The sequence below is a fragment of the Pediococcus siamensis genome, assembly GCF_047220215.1.
Classification (GTDB): Bacteria; Bacillota; Bacilli; order Lactobacillales; family Lactobacillaceae; genus Pediococcus; species Pediococcus siamensis.
In genome coordinates, this window is record NZ_CP178375.1 from 276,656 (window position 1) to 288,567 (window position 11,912).

The following is an 11,912-nucleotide window of genomic DNA, read 5'->3' on the forward strand; positions in this document are numbered from 1 at the left end:
TCGCGAACGAAAGGGACACAATTACTGAACGAAACACCGAATAAACCAGAATAAAAAAGTGCCGAAAACGTTATTATATCAACGCTATCGGCACTTTTTATATGGTTCAATGAATCTGTCAGAAGGTTAGAGGCGGTGGCAATCTTTTGTAAATGTGGTTATTAGGAGGGTAATTACTCGTAATTCACATTCTGACGAAAGGGGTAGCCATTTTGCATGGTATTGTATTAGTCGTTTCGATGATTGGTGGCCTTACTACGTTGATCATTGCGGTAACTAAACTGATTACGGCATGTATGTCAATTATCGGAATCCTCAATCGGCATGAGAAAGGCTTGGAACAAAACTGGAATTTAAGACCGCTTTTACCAGAAAATCGATCAGTTTTTTCATAATTTGCTTTCCGGATTTGAAACCACAATTTTTCCCAGCATATGGTTTGTTTCAACCAGTTGATGAGCAGCACGTAAATTAGCAGCATTAATCGGTTGAAGCTTTTTGGTTAGGGTTGAATTTAAAATACCCTTGTCAAGTAAACGTGCAATAATTTCTAAAATGTCGTGTTGACTTTGTAAGTCAGGTGTCTGAAAGTAGGACTTTGTGTACATCCATTCCCATACAAATGTGGCTCTTTTTTTAGTAAGTTTTTTTAAGTCAATGGGATACCGATTTTCCGTAATAGAAGCTATTTTTCCGCTCGGTTTGATTAATTCACACATTTCATCCCAATGACCGTCAAGATCGTTTAATTCTAAAATGTTGTCCACATACCGCTCATGAAGTTGAGAGCGAACTTGTGTTACCAAATTTTCACGATGATTGACCACATAATCAGCACCGTGCGAAAACACCCATTTTTGGCTTTCTGGCCGTGAAGCAGTGGCAACGACAGTTAAACCAGCTAAGTGGGCCAACTGAGTTGCGACTGACCCCACGCCGCCAGCCCCACTAATGATCAAAATGGTTTGATGTTTTTGAATGGCTGGCAAGGCCCTTTGAGGATTAAAAGAAATTTTCAACTGTTCAAATAGGGCCTCATAGGCAGTTAAACTGGTTAGTGGCATAGCTGCAATTTGACTTGGAGATAAATTCTGGGGTGCCGTACCTACAATGCGCTCGTCTACCAGCTGAAAGTCGCTGTTACTACCAGCCCGTTTAATTGAGCCGGCGTAGTAGACTTTATCTCCGGGATGGAATAAGGTGACTTCATCTCCAACCGCTTCAACGATACCATAAGCATCCCAACCTAGAACTTTAGGCTTTTTTAGGTGATCGTGGCCACCTTTGCGAACCCCAATGTCAACCGGATTTACCGAAACAGCCTGAACGGCAACGAGTAAGTCGTGATTTTTGGGCACGGGTTTTGGAATTCTAACATCTTTTAAGCTGTCGGGATCACTTATTGGAAGATGATCCGTAAGTCCCACTGCGTGCATGTATGTTGTCATAATTATGAACCTCCTTATGTCTCAATGATAAGTCGTGCAGTTTGTGAAACAAGTCGTGAATTAAAGTTTACTAAGTCACAATTATGTAACCTGAATAGCGTTAATAGTGGACATTGACGGCGTGGTGATCTAAATTTAACTCAAGAGGTGAAGAGAGAATGCAGAGACATATATTTGATTGTCAGGAAGGTTGTCCCGTAGAGAGCACATTACAGATTATCTCGGGAAAATGGAAGTGCGTCATCCTTTACCATGTCATTAAAAATAAGGTTTGCCGGTTTAGTGAACTGCAACGCTTTATTCCAGATTGCTCGCGACGTATGTTAGCTTTGCAATTAAGAGAGTTGGAGCAAGATGGCATTTTAATGAAAAGAATATATCCTGTTGTCCCACCTAAAACGGAATATCGTCTAACTAAATTTGGGCAAACGCTTATACCGGTTATTGAGGCTATGGAGACTTGGGGGGACTTCTATAATCGTCAGAAAAAATTGGGTAGCTATTGAGTTTTGTTAAATAGCCGGTTCAGCGATAAATTGTACATAGTTTGCAGAGCTCCGTAAATTTGTGAGGGCGCTAAGTAAGATATTTATTAAGACCTGCAAACGGCTAATAAATAGACAATTACTGAAATTGAAAGAAAAAGCACCTTTTATTTTAGCTTCCAGCTAAATCAAAAGATGCTTTTTTTGAACTACTTAAACACGATACTGTTTCCAAACATTGCTGACTAGTTGTAAAAGCTGTTGTGAGCGAATACCCAAATGATTAATAGGAATCACTAAGACCACCCCGGCAAATTGATTTTGAAAGTATTCGGGGTAAAGTCCATGGAGCCAGCGTTCAAACTTCTCTTTTCGATCAGATGTGGGCGGCACAGGAGCAAGGTATTGTTCCGGGTTTTTCGCAAAAACAAAAAGGCAGGTCACCGACTGGCTACCGTGGGGAAGAGTAACCACTGTAAAACGGTCTATGTCATGCCATGGTACAAAAGATGGGTGACGACGGTTACGATAATAAATACCTGATTGATCCAGCGTCATAATCGGGCGACCAACTTTTTTCCAGATCAGCCAAGTAACTAGGTCAATAAGGATAAAAAGGATGAGGATCAATCCCATTGAAAGAAACATGGGGGCTGTCGTTCCTGGCAGCGCCCGACTTCTGGTATTGAACCAAAGAGAAACATAAATGCCAATTGTGGAAAGACAGACGGCCGGAATCAACTTCAAAATAAAGTCGGTGTTGAAATAAAAACTGAAGGGCAGATTAAGTGAACCTTTCAGATTCGGTAGTTGTTTCAGCTGCTTTTTTTGGTCGGCATAACTGGTTGCATATTCGGAGTGGGGGGATGGCACTTCCAGGCTAGAAATGGCCGTTTTTCGTGGTCGTAATAAGAACCAATCAGCTACTAAAAATAACGGTACAATGATGAAAAAGGCCACCATCAGAATTCCAGTTGCGACCATAATTGTGCCGATCAAGGCAAGAATTTGTCCCGATGTTTTTAGCTGTTGTTTCTTGGACTTAAACAAAGCGATGAGAGACAGGAGAATACCGAAAAATCCGGCGGCCATAGTCATTAATAGGGGCGCATTAAATTGTTGGCCGCCAATTAAGATAGCCGATAAAAAAAGTGTGGGCACGATAACGGCCAATACAAAGATATAAATTGCCAGAAAGATGTTAATGGGTAAGTTTCTAAACGAAGCTTTCGCAGGATTCCCTGTGTTATAAGCCGTGGGACGACGATAGTGTTTCATGTGATCACCCTCGTGTAGTTTGGTCTGTGAGTGTGCTTGAACAGACCGAATTTTTCGAAATGACATTCCAATAATTGTACTTTTTGGTCGTAGCTTTGTTCTGTGCTCATTTGATGTTGATTAAACTGATAAGCCATAACGTGATAAGAATCCCGCAAACTAGTATGATACTAGCGCTCAGAATTGAGTTGCTTTTATGGTATGTATTCTTATAAGAGTGTTGGCGCTGCCTATAATTATTATATAATAACATTGCTGTTTTGAATATAAGAGAATGCCTTTATGAGAGGTGTTGGAGACCTTTTGTTATAAATAACGCTACATTTTCATTTTGCCAAGTGTTAAAATGCAATTAAAAGATTAAATTTTTATTAAAATCGTGAATGAATGGGGTGGATGTGTGTGACACAAACAGTCAAAAATCAAAACCGCAAGATTTTTAACGATATTGTTAAACTCATGGAAAACGATTATGCGGGAGCACGTGATATAACAGTTGATGCGCAACCATTTTTTCAACAACTTGAAAATTTGTCCGGACCTAAGGCTTTTCAGTACATGGTAGAGGATTATCTGCGCTGTTTTCATGACGGACATGTCACCTTAAGCTCGAAAAAGACCACAACGCTGGGATTTAGCTGTCGGCGCTTTGCCAATAGTTTGTTTGTAACCCAGGTGACAGCCGAAAAACGTCTGCAGCCAGGCGATCAAATTGTCGCAGTCGATGGTGAAACCATCCCCAAACTAGGAGAACGTTATGCCGATCAGCTTGATGCGTATTTGGATCGTCAAATGTGGGGATTTTTATTAGCGCGTGCCCAACAATTGACTGTGCGGACAGCTACTGGTGAAAAGGCAATTACCCTAAAACACTATCCGTATACCTATCGGGCACAGCACGAGTGGCGTTTGTTGAACGAAAACACAGGCTATTTAAAATTGACCGATTTTGCCAATCCAGATGTATTGACAAATCTGTTCACTAAAAACCAGACCACTTTTGACCGCTTAGAATATTTAATCGTTGATATGCGGATAAATTATGGGGGAAATGACGCCACCTATACGCCGCTGCTCGCTTATTTTGCTGACCAACCAACAGATATTGTTGCGAAGTTACCGGCGAATTTTAATTACGAATTTTGGTGGACAATTCGTAATAAAAAGAACTGGTTGACCGCCTTAAAGACACTGCAAGAAGCAAACCCGACTCCCGCTATGCACCATCTGTACCAAGAACAATCAGATTTCTGGCAGAGTGCCTTAACCTTGAAACAAGCTTCGCAAAGGCAAGGGTCAGATAAAATGGTCATTCAACCGCGTGGCCATTTACGCCACGTTTATATCTTAAGCGATTATCTGGCAGGATCAGCCGGGGATAACTTCGTCCGGCTTGCCAAAACGTTTTCAAAAGTTACGGTTGTGGGACGCAATACCATGGGAATTGTGGACTATGGGGATGTGGCCGAACAAGTGTATCCAAACTTTTCCGTAGCTTACCCAGTTAGTCGCCTAGCCATGCTGGACGAGGCTGAAGGGACAAATGGCATTGGCATTGCGCCGGATGTGCGTTTGCCCTGGACCCCGAAGGCCATTTTTCAGGATAGCGATTTGGCTTATGTTTTAAATTTAATTAGTTGATCAGCCAAGTAGGGTGGAATAACCGTAGGCACTGCCAATTACGGAGCTAGAAGCATTTTATTAGTTTGCAAAAAACGGATTGAAATGCGTCGCTAGCAGTCACAGCGCCAACAATTATTGGATGATGCCGTGACCTACTTGCAAAAAGAACAGGACTATCGGGGATTGGTTGCCGGTAAAGGCTGGGCACATGCACCAGCTCACGGCGGAGATCTGTTAGACCAGGCGGCCAAGCATCCTCAATTTGGAAAAGAACGTGTTGCCGACGCTTTGGTTTCTGTGCAGACCATTTTACTTAACAACAAGGAAGTATTTATAGCCAACGAAGAATCACGGTTTGATACTTGTTTGGTTACCAAGCTGGAAAATCACTGGCTGTCTTCACAAGAGCTAGTAGCGTGGGCCCAAGCGATTGAAGCTCAAAATGCCCAGTTAACGTATGCAGATGTCCTTTTTCTGCCGCGTATGCATACCTGGCACGCATTTTTGGAGTCGGTGTATTTCAAAATGAAGGCTAAAAAGCTCACGGATTTAACGTTTGCAGCCTATATTGAAAAGTTGTTAACGCAGTATTTTTTTAAAAATGGCTTTATTTAGTTTGAGGAGATGGCTAAATGTCAATGGCAGCAGTGTTCATTGACCGGGACGAAACAATCGGCGGCAACGGCCATTACATGGGTGATCAGTTTAAACTTTTCCCCTCTGCTCAGTCTGCCATTCAACGGCTTAAAACGCATCACATTCCGGTTTTTGCCTTTAGCAATCAAACGCCCATCGCCACGGGGGAGTTGCAGTATCAAGCAGATATGTTGGCTGCGTGGCGTGCACATGCTTCAAAAATTTTGGTCGAAACCGGGCGCGGCAAAGACTCATTAACAGTAAATCGCTCGCAATGGCAAGAAACACAACCGGATTTTGTGGCCCCTAATTTGTATGAGGCCGTGACTTATCTTTTGAGAATTAACGACTAGGGGGATGTAAAGGTGGAAGTACGAAAATTAACCCAAAAAGACGATTTTACGGCTGTTGGTTCGGTGTTTTTACGCAGCTTTCGCACAGCTTATAAGGGCCTTTTAGCCCCTGATTATTTGCAGCATCTAACGCCAGAAACTTGGGTTCCACGACTTCAACAAAAACCGGAGGAGAATTGGGTTGTCATTGAAGATCACCATTATGTGGGGGTGGCTTCTTTAACGATGCGCAGCGGCACGAGTTTGCGAACAGCAGGTGAGTTACGCGCCCTGTATGTGGATCCGGCGTATTTTAGACAGGGGTATGGAACAGTACTAATGATGGCAGCATTAGCAGATTTACGGGCGCAAAAGTATGCTGAGGTTTATTTATGGGCCTTGGCAGATAATCTGCAGGCACGCAAGTTTTACGAACATTGTCATTTTACCCATGATAAGGATAAAATGACAAAGATTGGGGATCAAGTGGTGACACTAGTCCGATACCGAAAAACGTTATAACGTAACTGAATTTTGTTGCTGAACAGAGCTAAAAACGCTGAATAAACAGGCAGCAAGGGTGACGTCATTGTGCGTATTTGTCGTTAGATATATAGCCAAGTTAAGGGACGCCGACAACCCAGAAAACCACGTGATTTATCCTATCTTAAACTTTTGATAGCCGTACCTGGGAAAAAAGGGCTAACTTTTTTGACGAACGACGAAAGCCGCATGATTCAAGAATGAATCATGCGGCCTCCTGAGTTGTGCTCAAAGGTAAACGCCTTTTCCTATGCGCATTGGATTTAGTTGGAGATGGCAGCTTACTTGTAAATGATAACCGGTTCTGTTGTGGAAGTGTATTTCCAAACGAGTTTCATTTTACTTGGCGGATTGTTCAAGCAGCCATGAGAGTGATAGGTGCTGCGATAACTTGGATTACCATAAACTTTTGAAGGCTGCCAAGAGCTATCGTGCATCCCCACACCATCTTCGGTGAGAGGTTCCCAGTAGCTTACTTTGCTGGCATACTTACTGCCGTTATCATTTTTACCACGTAAAACGGAAGGACTCTGCTTATACAAAATGTGGAAAAGACCAGTCGGGGTCTTGTCACTCCCACTTAGAGTACCACTCATGACCGGGATGTTAGCCTTTAGTTTTCCATCGACATAGATGTATTCATGCAACGTCGAAAGGTTAATTTCCACTCGTGTCGAACCGATGGAACTATTGCGGTTATAGCTAATATTTTGACCACTATAATTTTGCATCGTGACTTTGGTATTGGACTGGACGTTCGGGTTAGTGAATTTGTTCGCTAACATTTGAGCTTCGGCACTGACATTCAGTGACCAGCCATAATTAGAAGCTGTGGTGTTATTAGTAGTAATAGTCTTTCCGCTATTGAGCAGTTTGATGCTCATGGCCTGACCTTGGGTACTATCTGAATTGTTGATTTTAGTGAGTTTAGCTTTGAGTGCCGTCAAATCAATTGTTGCTGTTTTGCCAGGAGTTGAGTTGACGAGATAATCAGAACCTTTCAAGGTATAATCTTTACCACCAACGTGATAGATTAAAGTTTTCTTCAAACCTTGTTCCAGCGTGGATTTAACTTTAGCTGCCGCTGCGGTCTCTGCTTTTGTAGGTGTTTGATACCCCATTGTAATTTTAACGGTCTTTAAACGGTTAGCTTGCGTTTTATACTTAGCCAAAGCTTTTTGGACATCAACTTGTGTCCCCTTAGTGCTGGCTTGTTTTTGAATCTGTCCGTTTTTGAGATAGTAATAGGTAGGGTGGGCAGCCGTGGCCTTCTGGTTGTAGGCCGTTAAAGCCTGCTTAACCTTCTTTAATAGGGTGGTCTGCCGATAAGTCTGGACCTGCTTTGAATTTGACAAGGCAATAGCAGAATGCTTATTGCTAGCAAATAACCCATGATGACTCGCCAAGGCCTTTTTGACTTGGGCTTGAGTTGCGGGTTTAACGGTCTGTGTTTTACCACTGACCAAAAGTTTGCCGTTGAGATAGACACGGTTGGTAATCTGAGAAGATTTAGCTGCCAACTTTTGGGTCGCTGCCGTAGCAGTTAAACCGCCAACCGACTGCCCATCAATGGTGGTATGCGGGGCGAAATGTGTCTGTCCATACTGCCAAGCAAAAATTCCCCCACCGATTATTAAGATGCCGAGTCCAAGTAGTGCCCACTTGAGCCCGCGTTTCTTTTTAGCCAAATTCTCTTCCTCCTAGGTAATTCTCTCAAATAGCTCATTTAACTTTGAATTTTTGAAATAACGACTGAATTATGAAGACAATGTCAGTCCTTGTCAACGTAAACCAAGTTTATTAACCAAATCTTTGTAATCTAACTGTAACAATCATACAATTTTTTCTGGTGCTTGGCCAATTTAAATGTCTATGGCTTTCGGACATAGAAAAATTGAAGAAATGGCGGTTTCACTATTTACACTAAAACAGAAAAATTAAATCAACTTTAAATGAATGCAATCCCATTCTAAATGAGATGGATTCAGAATATGAATTTTATATGATACAATGATCTTTGTAACTTTTTTTATTTATACATAACTAAAGACTGAAATTCGGAATCATAAACGGCTTTTTTGTATGCGAAATGTGAACCAGAACAGCGATTAGGGCACAAATTCGAAGACGAGAGAGCGTTTTTGGTGTGATTTTGTGATTTAGTTTTTAGAACTTTTAATGAAAGTATTTTGAGGTGAACATTTTGATGAGCAGCACGAATTCAGAAGATAGACCAGTCGACCAAAATGGCCGCCCGTATAATCGTCTTCTCTTAGTTTTTACCCTTTTAATTGGGACATTCAGTACCTTTTTAACATCGACTATGTTAACGACGGCCTTTCCGACGTTAATGAAATCTTTTAGCATTTCGGCCAATACTGTGCAGTGGCTCACGACCGGCTTCATGCTCATGATGGGGATTGTCATTCCAATTACGGGATTTTTCTTACAGCGATTTGATTCACGCAAGCTGTACTTATCGGCCATTGTGATCTTTTTTGTTGGGACAATTGTTTGTTATTTTTCCCAAAGTTTTTGGAGTATTTTTACGGGTCGTTTAATTCAAGCCGCCGGTGTGGGAATTACGTCGCCGGTCTATCAAACGATCATGACTTCCATTTTTCCACCTTCAAAACGTGGTGCGGCCATGGGAAGTGCCGGGATTGTTGTGGGATTGGCACCAGCGATTGGGCCAACTTTTTCAGGCTGGATTTTAATTCACTATTCGTGGCGGATGCTTTTTTTGGCCATTATGCCAATTTCACTTTTTGTGCTTATCATGGGCTACTTTACGCTGCGCAAAGTCTTGCCTACTAAAAAGGCACCAGTTGATTGGACTTCGGTATTGCTGTCGATGGTTGGCTTTGGGTCGATGCTTTTTGCCTTTTCATCAGTCGGCAATTATTCCTGGACGGATCCGGTAGTTTATGGCACGTTAGCACTGGGGATTGTTGTGGTGGCGGCATTTATTTGGCGTTCTTTGAAAATCAAAAATCCGCTTTTACAATTTAAAGTGTTTGAACATTCTGACTTTACCCTTTCAGCGATTCTAGTGGCAGTTTCCTTTATGTCGATGAATGGCTTCACACTGGTTTTGCCGCTTTATTTGCAAACGGTACGTGGGGAGTCACCGTTGGCATCGGGACTAACTCTTTTACCGGGAGCCATTATGATGGGGGTGATGAACCCTATCACAGGGCGAATTTTCGATCGCCTTGGTGCCAGAAATATGGCGATTGCCGGCATGTTCATTTTGACCCTGACAACGGCTTCCTTTATTCCGATTACGGCGCAAACACCGGTCTTTTATCTTGCTTGTTTGTATACCGTCCGGATGTTTGGAATTTCAATGGTTATGATGCCGGTAACGACAACCGGAATGAACGCCCTTCCCTTACGTCTAATCGGGGATGGCACGGTAGTTAACAATACGGCCCGTCAGGTATTTGCTTCCATGGGGACCGCCGTTTTGGTTTCGGTGATGTCGAGTGTGACACTGAATCATACGCCGGTAAATGCAGTGGCTAAGGCAACTCCGTACTTATTTAAGAAACTAGCCTTGAATGCGAACGTCCTTGGTTTCCGGTATGCCTTTTTAATTGCCACAATTTTTGCAGCAATCGGCTTCTTACTAACTTTTCTTTTGAAGAAAAATCCGCAAAGGGGGTACTAAGATGATTATCATTTTCTTATTTGCCGGCGCCATTTTGTTTGCATGCAGCATGATTTTTATCCATCCTGGTATTCAAAAAATAATTTGGGTAACGGTAGGGCTCCTTCTCAGTGTGGGCAGTGTGATTCTTATGACGTTGAATTACAATACGTATTTCGGAATGAAGGTCGTTTCCCAGACGCAAACAGCACCGTTAACATCCAGTGTTAAGGGCAAACATGTTTTGCTGTATCAGCAGATTGGTACTAAAAATGAGCGGATTTATTATTATGCGGCTAACCCCTTGCAGCAAAAGTTGGCCAAGACTAATCCAGGTACGGGGACGGTCAAAGTGGTCCGCAATGCCAAGCTCAATCAAGTGAAAATTGTTCGTAAAACACGCGTTTATCGAAACGAAGAAATGCGGCTTTTGTTTAGTAATGGCGTACCCAACCATCAATTTGTCAGTCAGGACTATGAATTCCATCTGTTACCCGGATGGAAGCTCCAGCAAGTCACACAAAAAAAGCAGTAATGCGCCCACGTCACGTGTGGGAGAAACAAACAGTTTGAGGTTACAATAGGTGATCGTCTTTTTGGGCGGTGGCCTTTTTAAATTGGTTGTCATTTCTGGCTAAGTGAGGATGAAAGCTTTATTTCGTTGAATTTACCCTAAATTAATGGTATTAATAGGTTGTGACAAAAATAAAACGGTTTCGTCTTATGAGGAATGGAATCAGTCGTTTATAGGAGGTTTGAAATGAAAGCTGCAATTTTTGAAAAGGCTGGCTTGGTTACAGCCGAAGAAGTTGAAAAACCCAGTTTACAAGCTGATGATGATGTCATTATCAAGGTTGTGCGGGCGAGTGTTTGCGGATCCGATCTGTGGGCTTATGCGCATGGGGATAAAAAAGAAGCGCACTCCGTTAATGACGGACATGAAGCAATTGGCATTGTTGAAGAAATTGGGTCAGCGATTACGACCGTTAAACCTGGTGATTTCGTAATTGCACCATTTACCCATGGTTGTGGAGAATGTGATGCTTGCCGAGCTGGATTTGACGGTACTTGTGATCGTCACAAAGGTTCTACCAATTGGTCTAACGGCTTCCAATCAGAATACATCCGGTTCCAATATGCAAATTGGGCTTTAATCAAAATTCCGGGACAACCATCTGACTATACTGAAGGGATGATAAAATCACTGACCACGTTAGCCGATGTTATGCCCACAGGTTACCATGCTGCGCGTAGTGCTAATGTTCAAAAAGGTGATAAAGTCGTTGTTATCGGTGACGGCGCTGTCGGCCAGTGTGCGGTCATTGCCGCTAAGATGCGTGGTGCTTCGCAGATTGTGCTTATGAGTAGACATGAAGATCGGCAACAAATGGCGTTGCAATCCGGCGCGACGGCGGTTGTTGCGGAACGTGGTGAAGTCGGTATTGCTAAGGTTCGTGAAATCCTTGGTGGCGGTGCCGATGCTGCGCTCGAGTGTGTGGGTACCGAAGCAGCAATTGAACAGGCATTAGGCGTCCTGCATAATGGTGGGCGCGTGGGTTATGTTGGTGTCCCGCATTATCATAACTATGCTTTAGGTTCAACCTTCGCACAAAACACTGCGGTTGCTGGCGGCTCTGCGTCCGTGACAACTTACGATAAACAATTCTTGCTAAAAGAAGTCCTCGATGGCAATATCAATCCTGGACGAGTTTTCACCAAGACTTATGATTTAAATGAGATTAATCAAGCTTATAAAGATATGCAAGATCGCAAAACAATCAAATCTTTGGTGGTTGTTTCAGACTAAAACCGTCAATTGAGGCAAGCAGACTTAGTAGTGAAAATAGCTTGTGAATTAAATAAATTCAAAAATGACAGGTGCTCGAAATTCATAACGAGTACCTGTCATTTTTAA

General features: G+C 42.6%; 11 protein-coding genes and 1 pseudogene. 9 read left to right on the top strand and 3 right to left on the bottom strand.

Features of this window, described 5'->3' with window-relative positions; translation table 11 throughout:
- The first annotated feature begins 212 nt into the window (after window positions 1-212).
- The gene (locus ACLJJ6_RS01330; protein ID WP_412989673.1) at window positions 213-395 is read left to right on the top strand and encodes a hypothetical protein; all 183 of its coding nucleotides are present in this window, start codon (window positions 213-215) and stop codon (window positions 393-395) included.
- On the opposite strand, the gene ACLJJ6_RS01335 is transcribed toward ACLJJ6_RS01330, so the two are convergent.
- A complete protein-coding gene (locus tag ACLJJ6_RS01335) occupies window positions 390-1,436 on the bottom strand; it encodes a zinc-binding alcohol dehydrogenase family protein (RefSeq protein WP_412990406.1) in 1,047 nt (348 codons plus the stop codon). The two genes, ACLJJ6_RS01330 and ACLJJ6_RS01335, sit on opposite strands and share 6 nt — an antisense overlap.
- Window positions 1,437-1,606: 170 nt before the next feature.
- Here ACLJJ6_RS01335 and ACLJJ6_RS01340 point away from each other — a divergent pair, with 170 nt between their 5' ends.
- Complete coding sequence (locus ACLJJ6_RS01340; protein ID WP_412989674.1) at window positions 1,607-1,954, top strand: winged helix-turn-helix transcriptional regulator; 348 nt, start codon at window positions 1,607-1,609, stop codon at window positions 1,952-1,954.
- A 192-nt stretch (window positions 1,955-2,146) separates the two neighbouring features.
- Here the strand turns inward: ACLJJ6_RS01340 and ACLJJ6_RS01345 are convergent, their stop codons facing one another.
- The gene (locus tag ACLJJ6_RS01345) at window positions 2,147-3,211 is read right to left on the bottom strand and encodes an STM3941 family protein (RefSeq protein ID WP_412989675.1); all 1,065 of its coding nucleotides are present in this window, start codon (window positions 3,209-3,211) and stop codon (window positions 2,147-2,149) included.
- 402 nt (window positions 3,212-3,613) lie between these two features.
- On the opposite strand from ACLJJ6_RS01345, the gene ACLJJ6_RS01350 reads away from it, so the two are divergent.
- From ACLJJ6_RS01350 to ACLJJ6_RS01365, 4 genes and pseudogenes are all read left to right on the top strand, one after another.
- Window positions 3,614-4,852, top strand: a complete 1,239-nt coding sequence (locus ACLJJ6_RS01350; RefSeq protein WP_412989676.1) for a S41 family peptidase — start codon at window positions 3,614-3,616, stop codon at window positions 4,850-4,852.
- 111 nt (window positions 4,853-4,963) lie between these two features.
- Window positions 4,964-5,449 (top strand): annotated as a pseudogene (locus tag ACLJJ6_RS01355) (DUF2785 domain-containing protein); the annotation flags it as partial.
- A 17-nt stretch (window positions 5,450-5,466) separates the two neighbouring features.
- Entirely contained in the window at window positions 5,467-5,823 is a 357-nt protein-coding gene (locus ACLJJ6_RS01360) for a hypothetical protein (RefSeq protein ID WP_412989677.1), read from the top strand.
- Window positions 5,824-5,835: 12 nt separating this feature from the next.
- Window positions 5,836-6,324: a GNAT family N-acetyltransferase gene (locus tag ACLJJ6_RS01365; RefSeq protein ID WP_412989678.1), complete on the top strand. Its 489-nt coding sequence runs from the start codon at window positions 5,836-5,838 to the stop codon at window positions 6,322-6,324.
- Between the two features lie 302 nt (window positions 6,325-6,626).
- Here ACLJJ6_RS01365 and ACLJJ6_RS01370 read toward each other — a convergent pair whose 3' ends face one another.
- A complete protein-coding gene (locus ACLJJ6_RS01370; protein WP_412989679.1) occupies window positions 6,627-8,033 on the bottom strand; it encodes a L,D-transpeptidase in 1,407 nt (468 codons plus the stop codon).
- 518 nt (window positions 8,034-8,551) lie between these two features.
- Between ACLJJ6_RS01370 and ACLJJ6_RS01375 the strand changes: the two genes are divergently transcribed.
- From ACLJJ6_RS01375 to ACLJJ6_RS01385, 3 genes are all read left to right on the top strand, one after another.
- Entirely contained in the window at window positions 8,552-10,018 is a 1,467-nt protein-coding gene (locus ACLJJ6_RS01375; RefSeq protein ID WP_412989680.1) for an MDR family MFS transporter, read from the top strand.
- A gap of 1 nt (window position 10,019) precedes the next feature.
- Window positions 10,020-10,532 (top strand): DUF4811 domain-containing protein, encoded by a 513-nt coding sequence (locus tag ACLJJ6_RS01380; RefSeq protein ID WP_412989681.1) that lies wholly within the window; start codon window positions 10,020-10,022, stop codon window positions 10,530-10,532.
- 225 nt (window positions 10,533-10,757) lie between these two features.
- Entirely contained in the window at window positions 10,758-11,804 is a 1,047-nt protein-coding gene (locus ACLJJ6_RS01385) for a zinc-binding dehydrogenase (RefSeq protein ID WP_412989682.1), read from the top strand.
- Window positions 11,805-11,912: the final 108 nt, after the last annotated feature.

Coding starts and splice junctions, on each gene's coding strand:
- ACLJJ6_RS01335 (WP_412990406.1), bottom strand. CDS start 1,436: ATGCACGCAGTGGGACTTACGGATCATCTTCCAATAAGTGATCCCGAC.
- ACLJJ6_RS01340 (WP_412989674.1), top strand. CDS start 1,607: ATGCAGAGACATATATTTGATTGTCAGGAAGGTTGTCCCGTAGAGAGC.
- ACLJJ6_RS01345 (WP_412989675.1), bottom strand. CDS start 3,211: ATGAAACACTATCGTCGTCCCACGGCTTATAACACAGGGAATCCTGCG.
- ACLJJ6_RS01360 (WP_412989677.1), top strand. CDS start 5,467: ATGTCAATGGCAGCAGTGTTCATTGACCGGGACGAAACAATCGGCGGC.
- ACLJJ6_RS01375 (WP_412989680.1), top strand. CDS start 8,552: ATGAGCAGCACGAATTCAGAAGATAGACCAGTCGACCAAAATGGCCGC.
- ACLJJ6_RS01380 (WP_412989681.1), top strand. CDS start 10,020: ATGATTATCATTTTCTTATTTGCCGGCGCCATTTTGTTTGCATGCAGC.
- ACLJJ6_RS01385 (WP_412989682.1), top strand. CDS start 10,758: ATGAAAGCTGCAATTTTTGAAAAGGCTGGCTTGGTTACAGCCGAAGAA.